26 protein-coding genes are annotated in these 23,900 nt (G+C 71.2%); 16 read left to right on the top strand and 10 right to left on the bottom strand.

Translation table 11 applies throughout. The features are described from left to right. The first annotated feature begins 5 nt into the window (after nucleotides 1-5). The gene (locus tag OG207_RS35170; protein ID WP_329104302.1) at nucleotides 6-1,340 is read left to right on the top strand and encodes an aminotransferase class I/II-fold pyridoxal phosphate-dependent enzyme; all 1,335 of its coding nucleotides are present in this window, start codon (nucleotides 6-8) and stop codon (nucleotides 1,338-1,340) included. A 374-nt stretch (nucleotides 1,341-1,714) separates the two neighbouring features. Here OG207_RS35170 and OG207_RS35175 read toward each other — a convergent pair whose 3' ends face one another. Further along, nucleotides 1,715-2,722 (bottom strand): DMT family transporter, encoded by a 1,008-nt coding sequence (locus OG207_RS35175; RefSeq protein WP_329104304.1) that lies wholly within the window; start codon nucleotides 2,720-2,722, stop codon nucleotides 1,715-1,717. A gap of 74 nt (nucleotides 2,723-2,796) precedes the next feature. Between OG207_RS35175 and OG207_RS35180 the strand changes: the two genes are divergently transcribed. Further along, entirely contained in the window at nucleotides 2,797-3,717 is a 921-nt protein-coding gene (locus OG207_RS35180) for a LysR family transcriptional regulator (RefSeq protein WP_329104306.1), read from the top strand. A 46-nt stretch (nucleotides 3,718-3,763) separates the two neighbouring features. On the opposite strand, the gene OG207_RS35185 is transcribed toward OG207_RS35180, so the two are convergent. After that, nucleotides 3,764-4,243, bottom strand: coding sequence for a pyridoxamine 5'-phosphate oxidase family protein (locus OG207_RS35185; protein ID WP_329104308.1), 480 nt, complete (start codon nucleotides 4,241-4,243; stop codon nucleotides 3,764-3,766). Nucleotides 4,244-4,319: 76 nt separating this feature from the next. Here OG207_RS35185 and OG207_RS35190 point away from each other — a divergent pair, with 76 nt between their 5' ends. The 4 genes from OG207_RS35190 (at nucleotide 4,320) to OG207_RS35205 (ending at nucleotide 9,699) form a co-directional block, all read left to right on the top strand. Next, nucleotides 4,320-4,934, top strand: coding sequence for a cysteine hydrolase (locus OG207_RS35190; RefSeq protein ID WP_329104310.1), 615 nt, complete (start codon nucleotides 4,320-4,322; stop codon nucleotides 4,932-4,934). A 357-nt stretch (nucleotides 4,935-5,291) separates the two neighbouring features. After that, nucleotides 5,292-7,109 (top strand): ABC transporter ATP-binding protein, encoded by a 1,818-nt coding sequence (locus tag OG207_RS35195; protein ID WP_329104312.1) that lies wholly within the window; start codon nucleotides 5,292-5,294, stop codon nucleotides 7,107-7,109. Further along, nucleotides 7,106-8,845 (top strand): ABC transporter ATP-binding protein, encoded by a 1,740-nt coding sequence (locus OG207_RS35200; protein WP_329104314.1) that lies wholly within the window; start codon nucleotides 7,106-7,108, stop codon nucleotides 8,843-8,845. The genes OG207_RS35195 and OG207_RS35200 overlap by 4 nt, the downstream gene beginning before the upstream one ends. 209 nt (nucleotides 8,846-9,054) lie before the next feature. Then, nucleotides 9,055-9,699, top strand: coding sequence for a ScbR family autoregulator-binding transcription factor (locus tag OG207_RS35205; protein ID WP_329104316.1), 645 nt, complete (start codon nucleotides 9,055-9,057; stop codon nucleotides 9,697-9,699). Nucleotides 9,700-10,157: 458 nt separating this feature from the next. Here the strand turns inward: OG207_RS35205 and OG207_RS35210 are convergent, their stop codons facing one another. Both OG207_RS35210 and OG207_RS35215 read right to left on the bottom strand, forming a co-directional pair. Further along, nucleotides 10,158-10,835: a hypothetical protein gene (locus OG207_RS35210; RefSeq protein WP_329104318.1), complete on the bottom strand. Its 678-nt coding sequence runs from the start codon at nucleotides 10,833-10,835 to the stop codon at nucleotides 10,158-10,160. Next, nucleotides 10,808-11,455, bottom strand: a complete 648-nt coding sequence (locus OG207_RS35215) for a hypothetical protein (protein WP_329104319.1) — start codon at nucleotides 11,453-11,455, stop codon at nucleotides 10,808-10,810. The genes OG207_RS35210 and OG207_RS35215 overlap by 28 nt, the downstream gene beginning before the upstream one ends. Before the next feature lie 33 nt (nucleotides 11,456-11,488). Here OG207_RS35215 and OG207_RS35220 point away from each other — a divergent pair, with 33 nt between their 5' ends. The 7 genes from OG207_RS35220 (at nucleotide 11,489) to OG207_RS35250 (ending at nucleotide 17,676) form a co-directional block, all read left to right on the top strand. Further along, nucleotides 11,489-12,337: a HipA family kinase gene (locus OG207_RS35220; RefSeq protein WP_329104322.1), complete on the top strand. Its 849-nt coding sequence runs from the start codon at nucleotides 11,489-11,491 to the stop codon at nucleotides 12,335-12,337. After that, nucleotides 12,334-12,717: a DUF3037 domain-containing protein gene (locus tag OG207_RS35225; RefSeq protein WP_329104324.1), complete on the top strand. Its 384-nt coding sequence runs from the start codon at nucleotides 12,334-12,336 to the stop codon at nucleotides 12,715-12,717. Before OG207_RS35220 ends, OG207_RS35225 begins: the two co-directional genes overlap by 4 nt. Before the next feature lie 175 nt (nucleotides 12,718-12,892). Beyond that, on the top strand, nucleotides 12,893-13,654 hold the full coding sequence (gene fabG, locus OG207_RS35230) for a 3-oxoacyl-ACP reductase FabG (RefSeq protein WP_329104326.1): 762 nt from the start codon (nucleotides 12,893-12,895) through the stop codon (nucleotides 13,652-13,654). 27 nt (nucleotides 13,655-13,681) lie between these two features. Beyond that, nucleotides 13,682-14,443 (top strand): SDR family oxidoreductase, encoded by a 762-nt coding sequence (locus OG207_RS35235; RefSeq protein ID WP_329104327.1) that lies wholly within the window; start codon nucleotides 13,682-13,684, stop codon nucleotides 14,441-14,443. Nucleotides 14,444-14,595: 152 nt separating this feature from the next. Continuing rightward, nucleotides 14,596-16,179 carry an ABC transporter substrate-binding protein gene (locus OG207_RS35240; protein WP_329104329.1) on the top strand — a complete coding sequence of 528 codons (1,584 nt, stop codon included), beginning with the start codon at nucleotides 14,596-14,598 and terminating at the stop codon, nucleotides 16,177-16,179. 124 nt (nucleotides 16,180-16,303) lie between these two features. Continuing rightward, on the top strand, nucleotides 16,304-16,972 hold the full coding sequence (locus tag OG207_RS35245) for a uracil-DNA glycosylase (protein ID WP_189973646.1): 669 nt from the start codon (nucleotides 16,304-16,306) through the stop codon (nucleotides 16,970-16,972). Between the two features lie 50 nt (nucleotides 16,973-17,022). After that, entirely contained in the window at nucleotides 17,023-17,676 is a 654-nt protein-coding gene (locus tag OG207_RS35250) for a hypothetical protein (protein ID WP_329104331.1), read from the top strand. A 19-nt stretch (nucleotides 17,677-17,695) separates the two neighbouring features. On the opposite strand, the gene OG207_RS35255 is transcribed toward OG207_RS35250, so the two are convergent. Next, a complete protein-coding gene (locus OG207_RS35255; protein WP_329104333.1) occupies nucleotides 17,696-18,235 on the bottom strand; it encodes a hypothetical protein in 540 nt (179 codons plus the stop codon). Nucleotides 18,236-18,364: 129 nt separating this feature from the next. Then, complete coding sequence (locus OG207_RS35260; RefSeq protein ID WP_329104334.1) at nucleotides 18,365-18,889, bottom strand: DinB family protein; 525 nt, start codon at nucleotides 18,887-18,889, stop codon at nucleotides 18,365-18,367. Nucleotides 18,890-18,971: 82 nt separating this feature from the next. On the opposite strand from OG207_RS35260, the gene OG207_RS35265 reads away from it, so the two are divergent. Next, the gene (locus OG207_RS35265) at nucleotides 18,972-19,877 is read left to right on the top strand and encodes a Gfo/Idh/MocA family protein (protein WP_329108120.1); all 906 of its coding nucleotides are present in this window, start codon (nucleotides 18,972-18,974) and stop codon (nucleotides 19,875-19,877) included. Here the strand turns inward: OG207_RS35265 and lnt are convergent. The 3 genes from lnt to OG207_RS35280 all read right to left on the bottom strand — a co-directional run bounded on the left by lnt (nucleotide 19,801) and on the right by OG207_RS35280 (nucleotide 22,171). Next, nucleotides 19,801-21,390 carry an apolipoprotein N-acyltransferase gene (lnt, locus tag OG207_RS35270; protein WP_329104336.1) on the bottom strand — a complete coding sequence of 530 codons (1,590 nt, stop codon included), beginning with the start codon at nucleotides 21,388-21,390 and terminating at the stop codon, nucleotides 19,801-19,803. The two genes, OG207_RS35265 and lnt, sit on opposite strands and share 77 nt — an antisense overlap. A gap of 67 nt (nucleotides 21,391-21,457) precedes the next feature. Next, the gene (locus OG207_RS35275) at nucleotides 21,458-21,925 is read right to left on the bottom strand and encodes a nuclear transport factor 2 family protein (protein WP_329104338.1); all 468 of its coding nucleotides are present in this window, start codon (nucleotides 21,923-21,925) and stop codon (nucleotides 21,458-21,460) included. A gap of 69 nt (nucleotides 21,926-21,994) precedes the next feature. Further along, nucleotides 21,995-22,171 carry a hypothetical protein gene (locus tag OG207_RS35280; RefSeq protein ID WP_181382610.1) on the bottom strand — a complete coding sequence of 59 codons (177 nt, stop codon included), beginning with the start codon at nucleotides 22,169-22,171 and terminating at the stop codon, nucleotides 21,995-21,997. Between the two features lie 146 nt (nucleotides 22,172-22,317). Here OG207_RS35280 and OG207_RS35285 point away from each other — a divergent pair, with 146 nt between their 5' ends. Both OG207_RS35285 and OG207_RS35290 read left to right on the top strand, forming a co-directional pair. Continuing rightward, nucleotides 22,318-22,506 (top strand): hypothetical protein, encoded by a 189-nt coding sequence (locus OG207_RS35285; protein WP_329104340.1) that lies wholly within the window; start codon nucleotides 22,318-22,320, stop codon nucleotides 22,504-22,506. A 332-nt stretch (nucleotides 22,507-22,838) separates the two neighbouring features. Beyond that, nucleotides 22,839-23,288, top strand: a complete 450-nt coding sequence (locus tag OG207_RS35290; RefSeq protein ID WP_329104343.1) for a hypothetical protein — start codon at nucleotides 22,839-22,841, stop codon at nucleotides 23,286-23,288. A gap of 97 nt (nucleotides 23,289-23,385) precedes the next feature. On the opposite strand, the gene OG207_RS35295 is transcribed toward OG207_RS35290, so the two are convergent. Beyond that, a complete protein-coding gene (locus OG207_RS35295; protein WP_329104345.1) occupies nucleotides 23,386-23,865 on the bottom strand; it encodes a hypothetical protein in 480 nt (159 codons plus the stop codon). Between the last annotated feature and the right edge of the window lie 35 nt (nucleotides 23,866-23,900).

The raw sequence follows: 23,900 nt of genomic DNA on the forward strand, positions 1-23,900 counted from the left end.
GGTTTGTGCTAGGAGACTATCGGATCACAGGACGTCGCGCAGCGGATATCGCCGCCGGCGTGGAGACGGGCGTGGCCTCGGGTGCGCTCCCGCCGGGTTCGCTGCTGCCGCCGATGCGGGAGCTGGCGGGCGAGCTGGGGGTGAACCCCAACACCGTGGCCGCCGCCTACCGGACGCTGCGCGAGCGCGGGGTCATCGAGACCGACGGGCGGCGAGGCAGCCGGGTGCGGGCCCGCCCGTCGAGCACGCCGCGGGACGCGCTGCGCATGGTGGTGCCGGAGGGCGTGCGTGACCTCGCGGAGGGCAGCCCGGACGTGTCCTTGCTCCCCGCGCTGGAGGGGCCCCTCGCCGCGGCCGCCCGCCGCTACGCGCTGGCGCCGACCCTCTACGGGGCGGCCCCGGTCGCCCCGGAGCTCGCGGAGCTGGCCCGGGCCGGCTTCGACGCGGACGGCGTGCCGCCGGGGCCGGTGGCGGTGACCTCCGGTGCGCTGGACGGGATCGAACGGGTGCTCACCGCCCATCTGCGGGCGGGCGACGCGGTGGCGGTCGAGGACCCGGGATGGGGCGGGGCGCTGGACCTGGTCCCGGCGCTCGGGCTGCGCGTGCTGCCGGTGGCCGTGGACGACGACGGGCCCCGGCCCGAGGCGGTGGCCCGGGCGCTGAAGGCCGGCGCGCGGGCGCTGGTGGTGACCTCGCGGGCGCAGAACCCGACCGGGGCCGCGGTGGGTGCGGAACGGGCGCGGGAGCTGCGGGCCCTGCTGGCGGACCACCCCGAGGTGCTGCTGATCGAGGACGACCACGGGAACGGGATCGTCGACCTGCCGCTGCATCCGCTGGGCGGAGTGACCCGGCACTGGGTGCTGGTGCGGTCCACGGCGAAGGCGTACGGGCCGGACCTGCGGCTCGCGGTGCTGACCGGCGATGCGGTCACGCTGGACCGGCTGCGGGGTCGGCAACGGCTGGGGCCGGGCTGGGTGAGCCGGTTGCTGCAGTACGCGGTGGTGGAGCTGTGGGCCTCGGGCGCGGTCGACCCGGTGGCGGTGTCCCGCTCGTACGCGGAGCGGCGCGACGCGCTGGTCGAGGCGCTGCGGGAGCGGGGGGTCCGGGCGCACGGGCGCAGCGGCCTGAACGTCTGGGTGCCGGTGGTCGACGAGACGGTGGTCGTGACCCGGCTGCTCGCCGCCGGATGGGCGGTGTCCCCCGGGGCTGTCTTCCGGGTCGAGGCGGGGCCGGGGGTCCGGCTGACGGTCTCGCAGCTGTCGGCCGACGAGGTGCCGGGCCTGGCGGACGCGGTGGCCGCGGCGGCCAGTGTGGGAGCGGCGGGCGTGCGGTACGACTGACGGGCGCCCGAGCGCCCGAGCGCCCGAGCGCCCGAGCGACCGGGCGCTCCGGCGCCGCGGAGCCGGACTTCGGACTCCGGCAGGGAACCCGCGGCGCAGTGGAACCCGGGGCTCGCCAGTCCGGCCTTGGCGGTCGGCCCCGCCCGGGCCGCGCCCGGGCCGCCGGGTTTGCCAGCGGGATCCGGGGCCGGCCGGGGGAGCGGGGGGAGACTGCTCGACGGGATGCCGGTTCCGTACGGGCTGAACACCGAACCGGCGTCGGCGGCCGTCGCGAGATCCTGCGGGCCGGGCGGATCCCCTGCTCGGTAGGGCCCGGCGGTCGACCGACCCCGTCGGGGCGGGACCCCATGCCGCCCCGACGGGGTCGGGGAAGGTCAGGCGGGCCTGCGGGCCCCGGGGCGGGTCTGGGTCAGGGCCGCGCCGGCCAGGACGATCGCGGCGCCGACCGGGGTGTTCCAGTGGAGTTGCTCGCCGAGGACCAACACGCCCGCCGTGGTGGCGATGACCGGGATGAAGTAGGTGACCATCTGCGCAGTGGTCGGGCCGACCTCCGTCACCAGCCCGTACTGCATTTGCAGGGCCATGCCCGTACCGAGGGCGCCCAGCGCGATCACCGACAGGGTCGGCCAGAGCGGGAACGAGCTCGGGGTCGAGGTGAAGACGGCGCTCACGAGCGCGAGCTGGAGCGTGGAGACCATGAGCTGGCCGCCGGTCAGAGCCACCGGGGAGCCGGGGGTCCCGGCCAGCGTGCGCCGGACGTAGATCCAGCCGACGGGGTAGCACAGGGACGCGAGCAGGGCGAACGCCGTGCCCTTGGCGTCGACGCCGGAGAAGCCCTGCCAGGCACCGAGCACGGTCAGGACGCCGAGGAAGCCCAGGCCCAGTCCGGCGAACCGGCGGCGCGTCGGGCGGTCCTCGGACAGCGCGACCAGCGACAGCGCCATGCCCCACAGTGGCGAGGTGGCGTTGCAGATGCCGGCCAGGCTGGAGGGGATGCTCAGCTCCGCGTACGCGAAGAGCGAGAACGGGGCGGTGTTGAGCAGCAGCGCCGCCACGGTCAGGTGGCCCCAGGTGCGCAGGCCCCGGGGGAGCGGCTCGCGGCGGACCAGCAGCACGGTGAGGAGGGCGAGCGCGCCGAACAGGACCCGGCCGAGCGCCACCTGGAACGGAGCGTAGGCCTCCGTGCCGACCTTGATCAGGAGGAAGCTGAAGCCCCAGACGACCGAGAGGATCGCGAACCGGATCCGCCAGTCCAGCAGGCCGCCCCGGCGCCGGCCGGTGGAGGGGGCGGCGGTCGTGGTGGGGGCTGCGGTCGTGGTGGGGGAGGCCGGGGACGGGGAGGCGGCCGGGAGGGTCGGTCCGGCGGTGGTCGGTGCGCTCATGCCCCTTACTGTGCGTGCATCAACTTCGTAGGACAAGCGAGAGTTTCTCGGGGTGGCGTCGTAGCATTGCTTACATGTTGAACCTGGAGCGGCTGCGCACCCTGGACGCCCTCGCCCGCCACGGCTCGGTCAGCGGTGCGGCCGACGGCCTCCACGTCACCACCTCGGCCGTGTCCCAGCAGCTGGCCAAGTTGGAGCGCGAGGTCGGACAGCCGCTGCTGGCCAGGAACGGGCGCGGGGTCCGGCTCACCGACGCCGGGCGGCTGCTCGCCGATCACGCCGCCCGGATCATCTCCCAGGTGGAGCTCGCCCAGGCCGATGTCGAAGCCCAGCGGGGCTGCGCCGTGGGCGAGTTGCGGATCGGCGCCTTCCCGACCGCCATGCGCGGGCTGCTGCCCCGGGCCCTGGCCGCACTGCGGGCGGGGCATCCGGAGCTGCGGGTCAGGGTGCGCGAGCAGGAGCCCGAGGAGAGCATGGCGGCCGTCGTGCGCGGGGACCTCGACCTGGCCCTGGCGATCGACTGGCACAACAAGCGGATGCCGGTGCCCGCCGAGCTCACCCGGACCCACCTGCTGGACGACACCGTCGACATCGCGGTCCCGGCCGGCCACCGGCTGGCCGACCGGACCGCGAGCTCCCCGAAGTCCGGGATCTCCCTCGCCGAATTCGGCGACGACGACTGGATCTCCTGGAACGAGGGGCAGTTCTGCTACGAGTGGCTGGTCTTCACCCTGCGCGGTACGGGCATCGAGCCGCGCATCGCCCACATCGCCGAGGAGCACCACACCCAGCTGGCCTTCGTGGAGGCCGGACTCGGCGTGTGCGTGGCACCGAAGCTGGGCCGCGGCCCGGTGCCGCCGGGCGTGCGGCTGCTGCCGGTCTGCGACAGCGTACGCCGCCACGTCTACGCCGTCTGGCGCGCGGACGCCGACCGCAGGCCCTCCATCCGGGCCGCGGTCGACGCCCTGCGGCAGGCGGCCGCCGGCCTTCGGTAGGTCTGCCGGTCTGCGGTTCGCGGTCCGCCGGTCCGACACGACACGCCTACAGCTTGCGGAAGTCCCAGGAGACGATCGAGTCGGGGGTCAGCCGGATCCAGGCGTGCCGCCCGTCGTGCGGCATCTCCTCGATGCCGAAGTTCTTGACCGGGAAGATCCGCTCGGCCTCCGCGAGCTCGGGGCAGGGCTCGCCGGTGCGCGGGGCCTCGCCCACGAAGGCGGCGCTGCCGGACAGCTCCACCCCGCGCAGTTCGTCGTACGACTCGCCGGCGTCCACGACCACCGAGATCCGCGGATCCTTGCTCAGGTCGGACCAGCGGCGGCTGCGCGTGATCGAGTACAGCCACAGCGAGCTGCCGTCCCACGCGAACCACAGGGCGCCCACGTGCGGGCGCCCGTCGGGGGAGACCGTCGCGACCCGACAGGTCCTCTGCTCGCGCAGGAAGGAGTCCACTTCCGCGTCGCTCATCATGATGCGCCGGCCCCGCCGCTGCGAGGTTCCGGTTCCTGACCCGTCCACGTCCATCCGTACTGCACCCCTTCACATCTGACTGTGTGTCAGGAATCATGAGCGCTCTTCCGTCGCCACGCCAGGGGGAGCCATGCCGGATCTCGATCCCGCCACCACCGCGCTGCTCACCGTCGAGTGCCAGAACGGTGTCGTGGGCGAGGAGAGCGCGCTGCCCGAACTGGCGAAGGAGGCCCGGGACTCGGGGATGCTGGACCGGGTGGCCGCGCTCGTCGACGCCGCGCGCGGGGCCGGCGTCCAGGTGCTTCACGCGGTTGCCGAACGACGGCCCGACGGGCTCGGCGCGAACGCCAACGCCCGGCTGTTCCGGGCCGCGGAGCGGCTGCCCGTGCGCCAGCTGACCGGGAGCCGGGCGGTGGAGGTTGCCGCGCCCATCGTCGTCGCCGGGCAGGACCTGGTGGTCCGCCGGCTGCACGGACTCTCCCCGATGGCCGGTACCGACCTCGACCCCCTGCTGCGCAATCTCGGCATCCGCACCCTCGTCGTCACCGGGGTCTCCTCCAACATCGCCATCCCGAACACCGTCTTCGACGCCGTGAACCTCGGCTACCGGGTGGTGGTCCCGGAGGACGCCATCGCCGGGGTGCCGGCCTCCTGCACCGCCGAGGTGATCCGCAACTCCCTCGCGCTGGTAGCGGACATCACCACCGCCGAAGAGCTCCTCGATCAGTGGGCTCCCGCGACCTGACGCCCGTAGCCCGGTCGACTGCTGACCGGAGTGATCGTCTGAGTTCACGCGTGCGCAGCAGGCCCGGCTGGCTGGGCGACCTCGCGGGCGCCATCCAGTTACTGGGGTCCTGGGTTTCCGGGGCCCCGAGGCTCGGCGTACCCGTCCAGCGCGGTGATCCCCTTCTGCGGCGGCCTGTCGATCACCCGGTAGGCGGGGGAGCGAGCGTGAACAACGGAAACAGGTTAAACAGCCGGTTTCTTGGTAGGTTGGCGGACGCGGACGTGTGCCAGGCAGGGCCGTGTCCGCGCGCCCCAACTGCTCTGGCGGACGGCCGGAGCGGAGGGGTCGAAGCCGACGGAAGGTGACGGGGACGCGATGAAATCGGAGCAGGTGCAACCGTTGGAAGCAGTGGGGCTTGGCGAGTTATTGCGCCCCGTCACGTCGAGGCTGGTCGCGGCGATCGGGCTGCAGGCCGTCGCGGCGGTGGTCGCCGTGGTGCCGTTCGCCGCGGTGGCGGAACTGGCGGGGGTGTTCTTGGTGGACGGCCCGGTCGACGAGGGCGCGGCACGGACGGTCGCCGCCGCCGCGGGCGGCGCGCTGATGCTGTGGCTGGTGCTGAACACCGCGGCGGGAGCGATCGCCCATGCCGCGGACCTGGATTTCCAGCTCTCGGTGCGACGGAGGATGGTCGACCGGCTCGGCCGGGTGCCACTGGGATGGTTCACCGATCGCGGAGCGGGCGGAATCGGGAAGGCGGTCCAGCACGACGTGGACACCATGCACCACCTGGTGGCCCACTCCTTGCTGAACCTCACCGCGAGCGTGGTCACCCCGCTCGCGACCCTGGTCTACCTCTTCGTGGTGGATTGGCGGATGGCGTTGATCCTGATGATCCCGCTGGTGATCGGAATCGGGCTGTTCATCAAGATGATGGTGAGCCTGGACGCCCAGACCGCCGCCTACGAGCAGGCCCAGGAGCGCATCGTCTCCAGGGTCATCGAGTTCGTCGAAGGCATCGCCGTCGTCAAGATGTTCGGCCAGGCCCGGCGAGCGCACCGTCAGTACGCGCAGGCCGCCGACGACTTCACCACGTTCTTCATCGCCTGGATCTCCAAGGGCTACCGGGCCACCGCGGCGTCGGCACTGATCCTCGGCCCGGTCACGATCCTGCTCACCGTGCTGGTCGGCGGCACGGCACTCGTCTCGTCCGGTTCGCTCGACCCGCTCGACCTGCTGCCGTTCGCCATCCTGGGCCTGAGCGTGGCCGCACCCCTGCAGGCGCTCGACTTCCACGGTCACGACATGGAGATGGCCGGGGCGGCCGCCAAGCGCGTGGGCGCACTGCTCGCCGCGCCGGAACTCGCGGTTTCCGATGCGCCGCAGCGGCCGGAGACCGATGGCGGTGTCCGCGTGGAGCTGTCCGGCGTCGAGTTCGCCTACGACGCGGACCGGCCGGTCCTGAGCGGCATCGACCTGGCCCTCGAACCCGGCAGCGTGACCGCCCTCGTGGGGAGCTCGGGTTCGGGCAAGACGACGCTCGCGAAGCTGCTGCCCCGGTTCTTCGACCCGACCGCGGGCACCGTCACCATCGGCGGCGTGAACCTGTGCGACATCGACCCGGACCAGCTGTACCGGCTGGTGTCGTTCGTCCTGCAGGACGTACAGCTGCTGCACGCCACCGTGCGGGACAACATCCGGCTCGCCCGTCCCGACGCGGACGACGAAGCGGTGCGTCGCGCGGCTCGCGCGGCCGCCATCGACCGGCGCATCGAGGAACTGCCGGGTGGCTACGACTCGATGGTGGGCAAGGACGTCCGCTTCTCCGGCGGCGAGGCACAGCGGATCTCCATCGCCCGGGCGATCCTCGCGGACACCCCGATCGTGGTGCTCGACGAGGCGACCGCCCATGCCGATCCGGAATCGGAGGCGCAGATCCAGGACGCGCTGTCGGAACTGGCCGTGGGGCGAACCGTGCTCGTCGTCGCGCACCGGCTGGCCTCGGTCGTCGGCGTCGACCGCATCGTGGTCCTCGAACAGGGCCGGATGGTCGAGCAGGGCACGCACCAGGAGCTGCTCGCCGCCGGCGGGCGGTACCGGCGGACTTGGAACCTGCAGGAGCAGGCCGGCGCCGAGGAGACCGACGGCCACGACGCCCACGCCGGCGCCGGCATCGCGAAGGAGGAAGCGCGATGATCCGCCGACTGTTCACCGCGCTGGGCCCGAAGCACGACCGCGCGCTGCGCAGGCTGCTGGCCCGGTTCACCGTAGCCGCCGCAATCCAAGGCGTCGCGTTCGTCATGCTCGTCCCCGCCCTGCGCGAACTGCTCGGCGACGAGCCGGAGCGGGCCTGGCCGTGGGTGATCACCCTCGCGGTGCTGTGGCTCGGCTACGCGGCGGTGAGCTACCCGGCGACACTGGCCGGTTACGGCACGGGGGCGGCCATGAGCCGCGACCTGCACCACCGGATCGGGGACAAGGTCGCCCGGCTCCCACTGGCGTGGTTCACCCCCGACCGCGTCGGCGGACTCGGGCGTCTGGCCTCGCAGCGCGTCGTCGACATCATGGGCGTGCCCGCCCACCTGCTGCACCAGTTGGTCGACACCTTCGTCACACCCGCCGTGGTGGTGCTGGCAATGTTCCTGTTCGACTGGCGACTTGCCCTGTCGATGACGGTCGCCGCGATCGCCGTGGCGCTGGTGTACCGGGTGGCGGGCCGCGGAATGGCGGCGGCAGACAAGGAGGCGGACCGCATCCACGCCGACGCGGCCGTACGGATCGTGGAGTTCGCCCGTGCCCAGCCGGTGCTCCGGGCCTTCGGCCGTACGGCGCAGGGGCACGCCGCGCTCGACGACTCGCTGGTCGCGCAGCACGCGGCCGGTCGGCGCCTGCTGCGCGCGAGCATGCCCGGTCTGGTCTGGCTCGCCTTCATCGCGCAGGCGTCGTTCGTCGTGCTGCTGGCCCTCGGAACCCGCCTGGCGCTGGGCGGATCGCTGGACGCGGCCGAGTTCATCGCGCTGCTCGTGCTGTCGGCCCGGTTCGTCGAGCCCATCATGCTCACCTCCGAGCTGGGCGGTGCGATCCGGGTGGCCGAGCACGCGCTGACCGAGATCAACGAACTGATCGACACGGAGACGCTGCCCGAACCGCGGACGTCGCGCCGGGCGGACGGCGCCGACATCGAACTCAATGACGTGCGCTTCGGCTACAACGGATCCACGGTCCTGGACGGACTGTCGATGCGGGTGCCGCAGGGCCGGATGACCGCGCTGGTGGGTCCCTCCGGCGCCGGCAAGACGACCGTGATCAGGCTGATCGCGCGGTTCTTCGACCCGGACGCCGGGGCCGTGCGGGTCGGCGGCGTGGACGTGCGCGAGATGCGGACCGAGGACCTCACCTCCCTCATCTCGGCCGTGTTCCAGGACGTCTACCTCTTCGACGGAACCATCCTGGAGAACGTACGTCTCGGCAGGCCCGACGCGACCGACGAGGAGGTCCACGCCGCGGCCCGCACTGCGCGCGTCGACCAGATCGCCGACCGGCTGCCGGGCGGCTGGGAAGCACCCGTCGGGGAGGGCGGGAGCCGGCTCTCCGGCGGTGAGCGCCAGCGCATCTCGATGGCGCGCGCACTGCTCAAGGACACCCCGATCGTGCTGTTCGACGAGGCGACCGCGGCACTGGACGCCGAGAACGAGCACGCCCTGCAAGAGGCGATGTCGGCACTGGCGCGGGACCGCACCGTACTGGTCATCACCCACCGGCTGCACACCTTGCGGGAGGCGGACCACATCATCGTGCTCGGCGACGGCCGGGTCGTGGAGGAGGGAGTCCACGACGACCTCGTCGCACGCGACGGCCGGTACGCGCACTTCTGGCGGGAACGCCGCCGTGCGCAGGGCTGGCACCTGGCGAAGTCCGCGGCGGTCCGCTGACCCGCGGCTCCTCGACCGGACACGGGCGGCGCAGACGCCGGCGCCTGCGCCGCCCGTGTCCCCCGCACGTTCCCCACCCCACGGGCGCGCGTGCCCGTCGGCCCGGGCCGGCAGAACGTGTGACGTACCCATGTCGTGGGCCGATGACAGCGGTCCGGATATGTTTGAGCGATGTCAACAACAGTTGCCCCGTTGGGAGGGTCCAACGGATGAGAGAAGTTCAGCAGGAACGGGCGTTCGCGACCCGGCAGCACATCATCGAGAGCGCCGCAGCCGTGTTCGACACGGAGGGGTTCGCCGGCGCGAGCCTCGGTCGGATCGTCGAGCGGGCCGGGACGACCAGAGGTGCGCTGCACTTCCACTTCCCGGCCAAGGAAGCCCTCGCCAGGGCGGTCCTCAACGAGCACACCAGCCGGATGAGCGCCGTCGTGGAGGAGATCACCCGAAGCGACGGGTGCGCGCTCGAACAGATCGTGGCGATCTCCAAGACGACCGCGCGGATGATCGACAAGGACGTCATCGTCCGGGCCGGTACCCGGCTGCTGATGGAGCTCACCTACACCGGCGAACTGCCCGTCGCGTACCGGACGTGGATCGACGCGTGCGAGAACATGGTCCGCAAGGCCATCGAGGACGGTGACATCGTGCCGACGATCTCACCGGACGCCGTGGCATATCTCGTGATCTCCGGTCTGGCCGGGATCCAGATGGTCTCCTCGGTGCTCACCGGCCGCAGTGACCTGGACCAGCGTGTCGACGAGATGTGGGAGGTCCTGCTCCTCGGCCTCGTTCCGGCCGACCGCCGGTGGAAGGTGGCCGACCTGCTGAACTCCGCTGCCGGCGAGCGAACCTGACGCCATCTCCTGCCCCCTGCGCGCCAAATCGCCGTCCTGTAAAACAACTTAACCCGTACGAGAAAGCGCCGGCGCTCAATGAGTCGACTCACGCGGTGAATTGAGACGAGATCGGTGTGGCGGGTTCATGGAGCCATGTCAGTCGGGGCGCCTCGCGACCGAGGTCGAGAAAGCATGCTCCCCCAATCCTTTGCACGAATACGCGTCTCCCGGCCCTGGGCGAATTTAGCGCTGACGGCGACTGGAACGGGGAACGGGGAACGGGGCGGGAGCCGCTCAGCGGGTCGGATGGCCGAGGCGATCGCGGACTCCGCCTCCCTCGCGGAGCCGGGCCGCCCAGCGGCAACGTGCGCCGGACGCCTCGAAAGAGTTGACCTCGAATCTACGTTCTATCGCTGCGGCCGTTCGCCCGCTCCGCATGGGAAGGGCCGCAGCGATCGAAGAATCGACTCGGGTCGCTAGGGCGTCTTGCCCATGGTGACGGGAAGACGGTCCGCCACCTTCGCGCCGTCAGACTGTTCCAGTGTCACGTCGATCCAACCCTTGTGACCGTCCGGAAGCGTCACGTAGTAGACGTTGCGCCCCGACGCCCGGGCATCCAGTTTTCTGACGAGCGTCCAGGAAGTGTCCTTGGCCTCGTACTTCACGGATGTCACCTTGGATTCCGGAGCGGCCGCGAACACGACGTAGGGCTCCGAGAAGCCGTCACCGGGGCCGAAGAACGTGTCGAGACGCGATCCGGGTTCCTCGACCGTCGTCTTGGCGGCGTCCAGGCACGCGGTTTCGTGCATGGCAGCGCCCGAGACGGCTCCCTGGGCGAAGCAGACCTTCCCCTCGCTCGTTTCCCAGAGGTACGAGGCGGAGTTGCCGACGTGCCGGGCCAGGCTGAGCCCGCTGCCCGTGGGCGCGGATCCGGACGCGCCCGCCTGGTTCGCGAGGGCCGACTCCAGCCGGGCCAGGTCGGACAGCGGTGTCGACGGACGTGTGGCCGGCGCCGAGGCCGCTGACCCTGGGTCGTCGGTCGTCCGCTCCTGGTGCGTGCCGCAGCCGGCCGAGAGGAGGACCGAGGCTGCTGCCAGGTAGAGGCCTGCCTTGGCCCGGAGCGCCGTCACCTGCATGTTCCCATCTGGCCGCATATCGTGACTTCCAGTTTGATCTGGTTCTGCGATTCACTGGAGAACTTGTGTCCCTGCCAGGTGTGCACGTCGAACGTTCCCCAACTCTGCGTCGTGGTACGGCCGTCCGCGTGAGCGTACATCGTCTGGTACTGCCGGAGGGTTCCGGACGCGTTGTGGCCGTAGTCGTAGGGGTGTTGAGGGTGAGTTCGGTCGTGCCGAGGCAGAGGGTGGTCTTCCCCGGTCCCCTCCGCGTCGTAGAGGTACGTGGAGGTACCCGTGGCGGTGGCGGCTGATTCGAGCTTGCCCTCGGGACTCCAGGTCAGCGACTGAGGGCTGCCGACGGCGTCCTTCCGGGTCACGGTGTTGCTCGAGGCGTCGCCCGCGGGGTCGTGGTCGGTCGAGGAGGTGCGGTTGCCGGTGACGTCGTAGGTGAAGGACCGGCGGTACGGCGCCGGGCCGCCGATCTGACCCGTCTGGGGTTCGGTGTTGGAGCAGCCTCCGATACCGGGCACGGACGGACCGGGCCGGGTCGACGTCGTGGCGGTGTCGGTCCACGCCCGGGTCAGTCGGGAGTTGGTGACCTTGATCGCCGTGGCGCGGGCGTGGGTGGCGGGCGCGTACGCCGCGCGCTGGCCCACCGCGGATTACGGGACAGCCCTTAGCCTGGGAAAATGCTCACAGAAGTGATCGCGACCCGTTACGTCACGCCCCTGCGTGAAGGCGGCTCGCTCCCGGGGATCGTCGAGGCCGACGACCTCGGTACCTACGTCATGAAGTTCACCGGAGCCGGCCAGGGTCGCAAGACCCTGGTCGCCGAGGTCATCTGCGGCCGCCTGGCCCAGCGGCTGGGCCTCAGGGTCCCACGGCTGGTGCAGATGCAGCTCGACCCCGTGATCGGGCTCGGCGAGCCCGATCAGGAGGTCCAGGAGCTGCTCAAGGCCAGTGGCGGGCTCAACCTCGGCATGGACTACCTGCCCGGATCGATCGGCTTCGACCCGCTCGCGTACCAGGTCGACCCGGTCGAGGCGGGGCACGTGGTTTGGTTCGACGCCCTCATCAACAACGTCGACCGCTCCTGGCGCAACCCGAACATGCTGGTCTGGCACGGGGACCTCTGGCTCATCGACCACGGCGCGACCATGATCTGGCACCACAACTGGCCCACCGCCGCGGCCGCGGCCGCCAAGCCCTACAACGCCTCCGATCACGTACTGGCCCCCGTGGGCCCGGACGTCGCCGCCGCGGCCGCCGCGCTGGCGCCGCTGGTGACCGAGGAGCTACTCACGGAGGTCGCGGCCGACGTTCCCGACGAGTGGCTGGTCGACGAGCCGGGCTTCGACTCCACCGATGCGCTGCGCCGCGCCTATGTGGAGGCGTTGCTTCCGCGCGCGGCCACGATCCACGAGAGGATCTCGCTGGAGGCCGAGGTGAAGACGCCTGCCGGACCTCCCGGCTGGCTCACCGACCACCTGCCGGAATGGCCCCACAAGACCCACCAGAAGAAGAGCGGCAGCAAGTGACCAAGCGGGACGTGTTCGAGTACGCGCTGGTGCGCGTGGTGCCCCGGATGGAACGGGGCGAGTGCTTCAACGCGGGCGTGATCGTCTACTGCCGGGCGCACACGTACGTGGCCGCCCGCACCCACCTCGACGAGGCGAAGCTCCTCGCGCTGGACCCCGGGGCCGATGTGGCCGGGGTACGGGCGGCCCTGCGCGGGGTAGAGGGCGTGTGCAGCGGCGGGGCCGAGGCGGGGCAGGCGGCGGGCGACGACGCTGGGCGGCGGTTCCGCTGGCTCATCGCCCCGCGGAGCACCGTGGTGCAGCCGGGTCCGGTGCACACCGGCCTGACGGCCGATCCGGGGGCAGAGGTGGAGCGGCTGTTGGACCTGCTGGTCCGCTGAGGGTCGCGGCGGTGCTTCGGGGTCCTTTTTCGGAGCACCGTGCCCGGACCGTCGACGCGGCCGGACCGGGTGGCGTTGACACCGGGTGCCGGGGCTCCTAGCGTCTCCTCAGCTGAAGCTACTAAGCGGTTGCTCATTTCTGGGTGACCGTCTCTCAAGGGCGAGGAGATCCAGCATGTCCACCACCGAGCAGCGCGTCGCGATCGTGACCGGGGCGGCCCGGGGCATCGGCGCGGCCACCGCCGTACGCCTGGCGGCCGAGGGCCGGGCCGTTGCCGTACTCGACCTCGACGAGGCGGCCTGCAAGGACACCGTGGAGGCCATCAAGGCGGCCGGCGGCAAGGCCCTCGCGGTCGGCTGCGACGTTTCCGACGGCGCGCAGGTGGAGGCGGCCGTCGCGCGCGTCGCGAGCGAGCTCGGCGCCCCGACCATCCTGGTCAACAACGCGGGCGTGCTGCGCGACAACCTGCTGTTCAAGATGACCGAGACCGACTGGGACACGGTCATGAACGTGCACCTGCGCGGTGCCTTCCTGATGTCCAAGGCCTGTCAGAAGCACATGGTGGAGGCCAAGTTCGGCCGCATCGTGAACCTCTCCAGCAGCTCGGCGCTCGGCAACCGCGGCCAGGTCAACTACTCCGCCGCCAAGGCCGGCCTGCAGGGCTTCACCAAGACCCTGGCCATCGAGCTCGGCAAGTTCGGCGTCACCGCCAACGCCGTCGCCCCCGGCTTCATCGTCACCGAGATGACCGCCCAGACGGCCGCCCGCGTCGGGATGGGGTTCGAGGACTTCCAGGCGGCCGCCGCCACCCAGATCCCGGTCCAGCGCGTCGGTCGTCCGGACGACATCGCCAACGCCATCGCCTTCTTCACTGGGGAGGCCGCGGGCTTCGTCTCCGGCCAGGTCATGTACGTGGCCGGCGGCCCGCTCAGCTGACGGTTCCACGAGAGACAGGGCGCAGACATGACGTACAGCGGTATCGACAGCGGCAAGGTCGCGCTGATCACCGGGGCGAGCCGGGGCATCGGCTACGGCATCGCCGAGGCACTGGTCGCCCGCGGCGACCGGCTCTGCATCACCGGCCGCAACGAGGAGGCCCTCAAGGAGGCCGTCGAGCGGCTCGGTGCGGACCGGGTGATCGGCGTCGCGGGCAAGGCGCACGACGAGGCCCACCAGGCCGTCGCCGTCGAGCGCGCGATGGACGCCTTCGGGCGCGTCGACTTCCTGGTGAACAATGCGGGCACCAATCCCGTCTTCGGGCCGATCGCGGACCTGGACCTCGGGGTCGCGCGGAAGGTCTTCGAGACCAATGTGATCTCGGCGCTGGGCTTCGCCCAGCGGACCTGGCACGCCTGGCAGAAGGACAACGGCGGCGCGATCGTGAACATCGCGTCCATCGCCGGGGTCTCCGCCTCGCCCTTCATCGGCTCGTACGGGATGAGCAAGGCCGCCATGATCAACCTCACGCTCCAGCTCGCGCACGAGATGGCGCCCGGGGTCCGGGTGAACGCGATCGCCCCCGCGGTGGTCAAGACGAAGTTCGCGCAGGCGCTCTACGAGGGTCGGGAGCAGGAGGCCGCGGCTGCCTATCCGCTCGGCCGGCTCGGGGTCCCGGAGGACATCGGCGGGGCGGCGGCGTTCCTCACATCTGCACAAGCGGAATGGATCACCGGGCAAACTCTCGTCGTCGACGGTGGGATGTTCCTCAATGCCGGGGTCCACTGACCGATAATCGGACGTATTTGCCTCCGAAAGAGAGGTAAATGCGTATCGAATATGTACGGAACCGGTCAAGTGCCTCACGAAACCACCCCATTGGATTCGTGGGGCACTGCGGTAGGGTCTGCCGCACCCCTGGCTGATCGAGGAGCGTGCACGTGTTCAACCGGACCAGATGCCTGCAGATCACTGCGGCCCTTGCGTCCATATCCCTGCTCGCCGGTTGCGGCCTGCTGTCGGAGGACGACGGCGACGAGATGAAGAGGATCGTCGTCGGTACCACGAGCACCCCGAGCACCCTCGATCCCGCGGCCGCGTGGGACGGCTCCTGGGAGCTGTACCGGAACGTCTACCAGACCCTGCTGGCGTTCCCGACGGGCTCCAGCAAGCCCCAGCCCGACGCGGCCCAGAGCTGCGAGTTCACGGACGCGGCGAGCCAGGCCTACCGGTGCACCCTGCGCAAGGGCCTGAAGTTCTCCAACGGCGAGCCGCTCGACGCCAATGCGGTCAAGTACTCCCTCGACCGGATCAAGACCATCGGCTCCAACGTCGGCCCCAAGGGTCTCTTCGGCACCCTCGACAAGATCGAGACGCCGGACCCGCTGACGGTCGTCTTCCACCTGAACACCTCGGACGCCACCTTCCCGTACGTCCTCGGTTCGCCCGCCGCCTCGCTCGTCGCGCCCAAGGACTACCCGGCCGACAAGATCCGCGAGGGCGACAAGATCACCGGCTCCGGTCCGTACGTGCTCGACTCGTACAAGGACGGCGCCGAGGCGGTGCTCACCGGCAACACGAGTTACACCGGCTTCGCCAACCGCAAGAACAAGGCGGTGACCATCCGCTACTTCGCGGACTCGCCGAAGATGATCGCGGCGCTGAAGGCGAAGGAGATCGACGCCACCTACCGAGGCCTGTCGGCCCCGGAGATCACCGACCTCCAGACCCCCGCGTCGCACGCCCTGGGCGTCCAGGTCGTCGAGAACGTCGGCGCCGAGATCCGCTACCTGGTCTTCAACCCCAAGGACCCCCAGGTCGCCAAGCTCCCGATCCGCCAGGCCATCGCCCAGATCGTCGACCGCGGTGCGCTCGTCTCCAAGGTCTACCAGGGCACCGCAGAGCCGCTGTACTCGATGGTTCCGAAGGGGGTCGTCGGCCACAAGACGCCCTTCTACGACAAGTACGGCGCCGCGGACGTCGCCAAGGCCAGGAAGATCCTCAGGGACGCCGGGATCGCCACGCCGGTCGATCTGACCTTCTGGTACACCACCGACCGCTACGGTTCCTCGACCGCCGACGAGTTCACCGAGCTCAAGCGGCAGCTGGACGAGAGCCAGCTGTTCCGGATCACCCTGCGCAGCCAGCCCTGGAAGACCTTCCAGACCGGCTACAAGAGCGGTGAGTACCCGATCTTCGGCCGCGGCTGGTTCCCCGACTTCCCGGACCCGGACAACTTCATCGCGCCGTTCGTCGGCAAGGAGAACGCGGTCGGCACCCCGTACGAGCCCGCCGAGATCGTGAACGACCTGCTGCCCAAGTCCCGCCGCGAGGGTGACCGCTCGGCCGGTGTCCAGGAGTTCGAGCAGGCCCAGAAGATCTTCGCCGACGACGTCCGCCTGCTGCCCCTGTGGCAGGGCAAGCTCTACGTCGCGGCGCGCGAGGACATCGCGGGCTCCGAGCGGGCACTGGACCCGCAGACCGTCATGCAGATGTGGGAGTTCTACCGCAAGACCAGCTGGTAGCACCGGCAGCAATGCGTCGGCCGCCCCGGGCGGCCGACGCATTGTCAGTGGGCCCCGGTAGGTTCTGGAGCAGTTGCACGAGCAGTTGCACGAACTTGTACCGGAGGTTGTCGCCGTGACCCAGATGCTGCCCGAGTCCTGGCTCCCCGTCCTCGGCGGGGAGCTGGACCAGCCCTACTTCAAAGAGCTCACCGAGTTCGTCGAGAAGGAACGGGCGAACGGGCCGGTCTACCCGCCCCGCGAGCAGGTGTTCGCGGCCCTGGACGCCACCCCCTTCGACCGGGTGAAGGTCCTCGTCCTCGGCCAGGACCCGTACCACGGCGCCGGCCAGGGCCACGGCCTGTGCTTCTCCGTGCAGCCCGGGGTCAAGACCCCGCCCTCGCTGCGCAACATCTACAAGGAGATGAAGGAGGAGCTCGACCTGCCGATCCCGGACAACGGGTACCTGATGCCGTGGGCCGAGCAGGGCGTCCTGCTGCTCAACGCGGTGCTCACGGTCCGGGAGGCCGAGCCCAATTCGCACAAGGGCAAGGGCTGGGAGAAGTTCACCGACGCCGTGATCCGCGCGGTGTCCGAGCGGCCCGACCCGGCCGTCTTCGTCCTGTGGGGCGCCTACGCCCAGAAGAAGCTCCCGCTGATCGACGAGGAGCGGCACGTGGTCGTCAAGGGTGCCCACCCCTCCCCGCTGTCCGCCAAGAAGTTCTTCGGATCCCGGCCCTTCACGCAGATCAACGAGGCCATTGCCGCCCAGGGGCATGAGCCGATCGACTGGCGGATCCCGAACCTCGGCTGACGTCCCCCCGCGCCTCGGCGCCATTGCCGGTACCTCCGGCTAGCTTCTAGATGATCAGACCGGAGCAGGTCTGGCAGAGCAAGCCGGAGGCCGCCGTGACGGAGCAGCAGGAGGCGTCGCAGGATGCCGTCATGACCAGGATCGGCCAGGCGGTCATCCTGCTGCACGCCGGGGACCGCGAGGAGGCCCGCAACCGGCTCGGGGAGATCTGGTCCGAGATCGGTGAGGAGGGGGACTCCCTCCACCGGTGCACCCTGGCCCACTACATGGCCGACGCACAGGACGATCCGGCCGACGAGCTGGCCTGGGACCTGCGGGCCCTGACCGCCGCAGCCGACCTGCCGGTGGACCTGCCGGATGACCTCCCGGGCGATCAGCCCGGCGATCAGCCCGGCGACCAGCCCGGGTCCGGGCCGCCCCGGGACGGGCGGCCCGCGCGCTGGGAGCCGCATCCGCAGCTGCGGGTGTTCTACCCGTCCCTGCACCTGAACCTGGCCGCCGACTACGTGAAACTGCAGCGGCCCGAGGCGGCCCGGATCCACCTGGCCCGGGCCCGCGCGGCCACCGGGGCGCTGTCCGACGACGGGTACGGGAACGGCGTACGGGCCGCCATCGCCCGGCTGGAGCGGCGCCTGGCCGCGGAGCCGGAGGCCGGGCCCGGACCTGGATCCGGACCCCGACCGTTCCCCGAGCAGTCCCCGTAGGCCCTGGGTCCGCGGGCGGTCAGTCCCCTTGGACGCCCGAGCAGATGCGGGCCTCCGGGCTGTCGGGATGCCATTGGCCGTGCCTGCGGCCCAGTGCGCACACATCGGCCGGCCGCACCGGCAGCTTCCGGATCAGCTCGCGCTCCGCTTCGGCGTCGGGCCGGGGACGCCGCGGGCGGCCGCCCGGGTGCCCGGAGACGGGTTCGGCGGTCCGCCGGGGCTCCGGGATGTCCGGGACCGGCGGAGCCTCCTCCACGGGCCCGCCGGAGCCGCCCGGTACGGGGCGCTGCGCGGACCGCTGGGCGGCCGCAGGGCCCGCCGGGGCAGCGGGCCGCCCCGGGGCCGTCTCCAAGGCCTCCAGCGCCTCCAGGGCGGGCGCCCGGACGGTCACGGGGGCGGCCCCGGGCCCGCCGCGGGGCTGATGGCGGGGCGGTGCCCCGGCGGCGGGGGCCGCCGCGGGCCGCACGGGTCCGGGGCTCACCTGCACACAGCCGGAGACCGCCGAGACGGCGCAGGCGACTCCGAGCAGCAGCGTTGTCGTGGTTCGGGTGGGATGCACCCGCGCAACTCTGCTGTGCGAGGACCCCGTTGCGAAAACCCGGAGCCGATATTCACCCCGCACGGGTGACGGACGCACCCGCCGGACAGGGCCCCGGGGGCGGTCCGGGACCGCCCCCGGGCGGACCGCCTATTCGCCGGTGGCGCCGTCGATCTGCTCGCGCAGCAGGTCCGCGTGGCCGTTGTGGCGCGCGTACTCCTCGATCATGTGGGTGTAGACCCAGCGCAGGCTGAACACCTCGCCGCGGTGATGGTTCTCGGCCTGCGAGAGCAGGTCCAGCGAACGGCCCGCGGCCGCCTGGCGCGCCAGCTCGACCTCCGTCTGCCAGACCGGCTCGGTCTCGGCCCACGTAGCCGCCTCGGTGAAGTGGAAGTCGCCGTCCCGGTCCTCGTCCGTGATGTAGAGCTCGGGCAGGTCCTCGCCCAGCATGACCTCCCGGAACCAGTACCGCTCCACCTCCGCCATGTGCCGTACGAGGCCCAGGAGGCTCAACTCGGAAGGGGCGAGCGGGGTCCTGCGCAGCTCCTCGTCCTGCAGTCCCTCGCACTTCCACATGAGGGTGGCACGGTGGTAGTCGAGCCAGCCGTCGAGCATCTCCCGCTCGGCGGCGGTGGTGGCGGGTTCTTCGCGGTGTGATCCTGAACTGGTGGTCATGAGGATCATCCTGAGCGAACCGGGCCCCGGCCACCAGGGATTATGCTGCCGAGATCCACACGGACCGAACTTGGAGGCCCCGGTGAAGGTCGGCTGCATCGGACTCGGCGACATCGCGCAGAAGGCGTACTTGCCCGTCCTCACCACCCGCCCGGGCATCGAGCTGCACCTGCAGACGCGCAACCCCGACACCCTGGAGCGGGTCGGCGACACCCACCACGTCCCGGCCGCGCGCCGCCACACCGATCTCGACGGGCTGCTCGCCGAGGGGCTCGACGCGGCCTTCGTGCACGCCGCCACCGTGGCCCACCCGGAGATCGTCACGCGGCTGCTGGAAGCGGGCGTGCCCACGTACGTGGACAAGCCGCTCGCCTACGAACTCGCTCACTCGCGGCAGCTCGTGGAACGGGCCGAGCGGCTCGGGGTCTCCCTCGCCGTCGGCTTCAACCGCCGCTTCGCGCCCGCCTACGCGCAGTGCGCCGACCACGCCCGCGAGCTGATCATCATGCAGAAGAACCGGGTCGGGCTGCCCGAGGACCCGCGCACGCTGGTGCTGGACGACTTCATCCACGTCGTCGACACCCTGCGGTTCCTGCTGCCCGGCGAGGCCGAACACCTCGACGTCCGAGCGGTGGTGCGCGAGGGGCTGATGCACCAGGTGGTGCTCCAGCTGTCCGGCGCCGGCTTCACCGCACTCGGCATCATGAACCGGCTGTCCGGCTCCACCGAGGAGATCCTGGAGGTGTCCGGCCGCGACACCAAGCGGCAGGTCGTCAACCTCGCCGAGGTCATCGACCACAAGGGCCAGCCGACCGTGCGGCGCCGCGGGGACTGGGTCCCCGTCGCCCGCCAGCGCGGCATCGAGCAGGTCGTCGACCACTTCCTGGAAGCGGTCGCGGCGGGTACGACGCTCAGCGCCCGCGACGCCCTGCGAACCCACGAGCTGTGCGAGCGGGTGGTGAGCTCGGCCCTGGAGCAGGCCTCCTGAGCGAACGGCTGCCCGCGACCGCGCAGTACACCGCCAGGGCGGCGAGGGCGGCGGCCACCGGCCAGTCCCCGAAGCGGACGTAGAGGGTCGTGCCGCGGGCGAGCGGGACCTCGTACACGGCCGCCGTGCTCGCGGAGGTGGGCAGGGCGGCGCCGACCCGCGCGCCGGAGGGGCCGTTCACGACGCTGATGCCCGTGAGGGTGGCGTGGACCATCGGGCGGCCGTTCTCGGCCGCCCGCAACGCGGCCAGGGAGGCGTGCTGGGCCGGGGCCCAACTCTCCTGGAACGAGGAGGTCGCCGACTGGGCGACGAGCAGGGAGGCCCCGTCCAGGGTGAGGCGCCGGCTCATGTCGGGGAAGGCCGACTCGAAGCACACCAGGGGGCCGACCCGGACACCGCCGGGCCCCTCCGGCCGCCCGGGCAGGTCCATGACCACCGGGGCGTCACCGCGCACCCGGTCCTCGTCCGCCGCCTTGCCGACCGACGTGGCCCAGCCGAACAGCCCACGGGCCGGTACGTACTCCCCGAACGGGACGAGCCGCATCTTGTCGTACCGGTCGCCGGTGGGGCCCTGGGGGCCCACGAGGACCGCGCTCTTGTAGATACCGGGGTGGTCCGCCCGCCGCGCGTCCACGTTCACCAGCAGCGGAGCCCCCACCCGTGCCGACAGCGCGGCCAGCCGCCGGGCCAGGTCCGGGCGGGCGGTCAGGTCCGCGCCGACGCTGCTCTCGCCCCACACCACCAGGTCGACCCGCTGCCCCGCCAGCGGCCGCGTCAGCCGCTCACCCACGTCGAACCGCCGCTCCGCACTGTCCGGGCCGTCCGTCACCGGGCCGGGCTGTACGAGGGCCACGCGCAGCCGGCCCGATTCCTCGGGCCGCGCCGCCCACACCCACACCGCTCCCGTCAGCACCGCGCACCCCGTCATCCCCGCCACCGCGGGAATCCGCGCCCCCGGCACCGCGATCAGCAGCACCAGCGCACAGTTCACCGCCACCACCAGCAGGCTGACCAGCCACACCCCGCCCACCGAGGCCAGCCGCAGCGCGGGCGCCACCTGCCACTGGCTCGCGCCCAGCAGCCCCCACGGCCCGCCGAGCCCCTGCCAGGACCGGACCAGCTCCGACAGCAGCCACCCCGCCGGCACGAGGACGAGCGCGCAGCAGGCCCGGCCCGCCGCCGGGGTCCCGCCGAGGAGCTCCCGCACCAGGAGCGCCCAGGGGATCCAGAGAAGCCCGAGCAACGCGGCCACCGGGACCAGGAACACGTGCAGACTGGGCAGCAGCCAGTGGTGGACGGCCAGGATGAACCCCGCGCCGCCGAGCCAGCCCTCCAGCGCCGCCCGCCGCCCGGTGGGGGCCGAGCGCAGCAGAAGCATCCAGGGCACGAGGGCGGCGTAGGCGAACCACCAGAGCGCGGGGGCCGGGAAGGCGAGGGCGGGCAGCGCCCCGGCGGCCACGGCGGCGGGCGCACGCCATCGAGGGGACCACCACCGCGTGCGCATCGTGATCATGGCGTGCCTCCGCTTCCAGTGTGGCAGTGCCCGGTGCCCCGGCCGAGTCGAGCGGTTCCCCCGCGGCTCAGGCGGTCATGTGCCGCCACGTCTCGTGCACGGTGACGCGGGTGAGCCGCCAGCCGTCACGGGTCCGGGCCAGCGCGAAGCCGTAGCGCCCGGCCGCGACGAAGTTGGGCGAGGTGACCGCGGCGTCGGAGTCCGGCCCGGCCAGCCGCATCGGATTGAGGAAGTCCGCCCGGACCTCGGCGCTGTCCCCGGGGGAGCCGCCCAGGTCCTCCAGCCGGATCAGCCGGTTCACGATCAGGTGCTGGCGGACGGGGAAGAGCATCATCGTCTCCGCCAGCCAGTCCGCGACCTCCGCCACCGGACCCTCGATCCCGCCGGCCGAGCTGTAGTCGACCCTTCCGGAGGCGGTGAACAGGGCCCGGTACGCCTCCCAGTCACCGTCGTCGACGGCCACCGCGTAGCCCGTGACCACTTCGTCGATCGCCAGCCGGTCCATCACCGTCGCGAGATCCACACGCTGAGTCATCGGGTCAGTGTGGGGCTGCGCGGGCGCGAGGCCAAGGGCCGTGCGCCCACCGGACCCTCCCGCGGGTGGTCAGTGACCGGAACGGGATTCCCGCTGCCGGACCACGACGAGGAACGCATCGCTGTCCAGGTCCATGACCACCTCCGCCGGCACGCCCTCGCGCATCCGCTGCGCCGCGTACTCCTCGGCGGGCCAGCTTCCCCGCGGACTTCCGGCGGGAAACCGCTCCAGCACCACTCGACCCATGGCACACCCCCTGCTGTTCGCCTTCCGTTCTCTTCGGGAACAACGACGCGCAGGCCGCCCGGGAACGTTCCCGAGCGGCCTGCGGTTCACGCGAACAGGTGGCCGGCGACCTCGTGGCCCATGCGGGTCTCCACGGCGATGCGACTGTGTCGATCTTCGTCGAGCTGCTCCTTGCCGCCGTGGCGAAGCAGGTACAGCCGCTTCCCGGCGTACGCGGTCGCAGGGACCGCTGGAAGGGGGCGGCGGGAGATGACCAGCGGGGCTGGTCCGGGCGAATCCTCGCGAACTCCTCGGAGGCTGGTCGCCCGCGCGAGACCGGCCGCCAGTGGGAGTAGCCGAAGTTTGTGTCGGCCAGCAGCCCGCCGCCGATCGGCACACCACGAGGAACAGCTGCAGGGAGCGCACGCAGGGCTGCGTGAACTCGGTGACCTGGCAGTCCAAGAGGCAGACGCCCCGCCGGTGCAGCGTCTGCGGTGGCGCATCCAGGGCGGCGAACACACGCTCAATCAGGCCGAGTTCGCGCTAGCGCTGACTGAGCATCGGCTCGACAACCTCCGAGAAGGCACCTGACAGACGATCCCGATCCGCCAAAGTCACCTATCCATAGGTTATTTTGACTGGCCTTCTGTCTCATACCGACTTCCATAACGAACGAAGGGAAAACGCCATGAGGTTCACCAGCACTGCACGTACGACGCGGGCCAAGATGACCGTGTCCATCGCGGCCCTGGCCGCGGGCTCACTCATACTCACCGCCTGCAGCGGAAGCAGCGACAGCGCCAGCAAGCTCGACGGTACCTACTACGTCAAGGACGTCAACGGCACGTCCAAACTCGGCCAGCTGGTCGTCAATGGCAACGGCGTCTCGCATCATGAGTACAACTGCGATGGTGTCTACAAGGAGCCGGACGTGACCAGCACCGGCGAGTTCAACAAGGATCAGTCCCAGATCATCTGGACGGTCGCCGGAGACGACACCCGCAACAGGCGGACCGGCAGCGAGTCCATCTCAACCAGCAACACCTCGATCAGCATCGGCGGTAGCGTGTACGTGCGTGACAACTCCGATGCCGGCAAGGCTCTGCTGGACGGCTTCAAGACCAAGTGCAAGAAGTAGCGTCGACGTCCCGCTCGGCCGGCCAAGCAGCACGGAACCCCGTGGGCATCGCGTCCACGGGGTTCTGTCCTTCCTCGGCCGGTCAAGCCTCTGACGTCTACTCCTGAAGCTGCAGCGCCCGGTATTCCTCGATAGTCTCCGGCGGCTGGCCGTACTTCGGGGCATGCCGCTCGACGAAATCGAGTTCGGCCCATGCCTCTGGCCTCCGAATCCTCGACCGGGCCACCACGACGAACACCACGGCGCTGACGCCGATGTTGGACAGACACCACCCCGTCAGCAGCACCATCAGCACCACAGGGAGATCATTCTCGATCTCCATGGTGCCCAAAACGCCCAAGCCTGCGCCGTTGGCCAGAAGGCCCGACACGTACCCCTCGAACGTGCCGGCCAGACGCGCCAGGATCCTCGGCTCGTCGCGATGCCGCACGGCGCGCACCATCTCGCCGACGAACACGACGGTAGTCACAGCCGCCGCAGTACTCAGTGCCAGCTCACGGATCCCGGTGAGCCACCATCGCGCCGAGCGCCACCAGCCCAGCGGGAACTCGCCGCGAAGCCTCGATCCGAGCCTCATGGCCCCTCCTTCTCCTCATGCTGCTCAAAGGGCGA

The organism is Streptomyces sp. NBC_01439, assembly GCF_036227605.1.
Lineage (GTDB): Bacteria > Actinomycetota > Actinomycetes > Streptomycetales > Streptomycetaceae > Streptomyces.

Excerpts from the sequence above, each read along its gene's own strand:
- OG207_RS35245 (WP_189973646.1), top strand. The coding sequence starts at position 16,304 with ATGCTGCCCGAGTCCTGGCTCCCCGTCCTCGGCGGGGAGCTGGACCAG.
- lnt (WP_329104336.1), bottom strand. The coding sequence starts at position 21,390 with ATGATCACGATGCGCACGCGGTGGTGGTCCCCTCGATGGCGTGCGCCC.
- OG207_RS35210 (WP_329104318.1), bottom strand. The coding sequence starts at position 10,835 with ATGCGGCCAGATGGGAACATGCAGGTGACGGCGCTCCGGGCCAAGGCA.
- fabG (WP_329104326.1), top strand. The coding sequence starts at position 12,893 with ATGTCCACCACCGAGCAGCGCGTCGCGATCGTGACCGGGGCGGCCCGG.
- OG207_RS35250 (WP_329104331.1), top strand. The coding sequence starts at position 17,023 with ATGATCAGACCGGAGCAGGTCTGGCAGAGCAAGCCGGAGGCCGCCGTG.
- OG207_RS35290 (WP_329104343.1), top strand. The coding sequence starts at position 22,839 with ATGAGGTTCACCAGCACTGCACGTACGACGCGGGCCAAGATGACCGTG.
- OG207_RS35195 (WP_329104312.1), top strand. The coding sequence starts at position 5,292 with ATGAAATCGGAGCAGGTGCAACCGTTGGAAGCAGTGGGGCTTGGCGAG.
- OG207_RS35190 (WP_329104310.1), top strand. The coding sequence starts at position 4,320 with ATGCCGGATCTCGATCCCGCCACCACCGCGCTGCTCACCGTCGAGTGC.
- OG207_RS35275 (WP_329104338.1), bottom strand. The coding sequence starts at position 21,925 with ATGACTCAGCGTGTGGATCTCGCGACGGTGATGGACCGGCTGGCGATC.
- OG207_RS35235 (WP_329104327.1), top strand. The coding sequence starts at position 13,682 with ATGACGTACAGCGGTATCGACAGCGGCAAGGTCGCGCTGATCACCGGG.
- OG207_RS35175 (WP_329104304.1), bottom strand. The coding sequence starts at position 2,722 with ATGAGCGCACCGACCACCGCCGGACCGACCCTCCCGGCCGCCTCCCCG.
- OG207_RS35180 (WP_329104306.1), top strand. The coding sequence starts at position 2,797 with ATGTTGAACCTGGAGCGGCTGCGCACCCTGGACGCCCTCGCCCGCCAC.
- OG207_RS35205 (WP_329104316.1), top strand. The coding sequence starts at position 9,055 with ATGAGAGAAGTTCAGCAGGAACGGGCGTTCGCGACCCGGCAGCACATC.
- OG207_RS35295 (WP_329104345.1), bottom strand. The coding sequence starts at position 23,865 with ATGAGGCTCGGATCGAGGCTTCGCGGCGAGTTCCCGCTGGGCTGGTGG.
- OG207_RS35280 (WP_181382610.1), bottom strand. The coding sequence starts at position 22,171 with ATGGGTCGAGTGGTGCTGGAGCGGTTTCCCGCCGGAAGTCCGCGGGGA.
- OG207_RS35260 (WP_329104334.1), bottom strand. The coding sequence starts at position 18,889 with ATGACCACCAGTTCAGGATCACACCGCGAAGAACCCGCCACCACCGCC.
- OG207_RS35220 (WP_329104322.1), top strand. The coding sequence starts at position 11,489 with ATGCTCACAGAAGTGATCGCGACCCGTTACGTCACGCCCCTGCGTGAA.
- OG207_RS35200 (WP_329104314.1), top strand. The coding sequence starts at position 7,106 with ATGATCCGCCGACTGTTCACCGCGCTGGGCCCGAAGCACGACCGCGCG.
- OG207_RS35185 (WP_329104308.1), bottom strand. The coding sequence starts at position 4,243 with ATGGACGTGGACGGGTCAGGAACCGGAACCTCGCAGCGGCGGGGCCGG.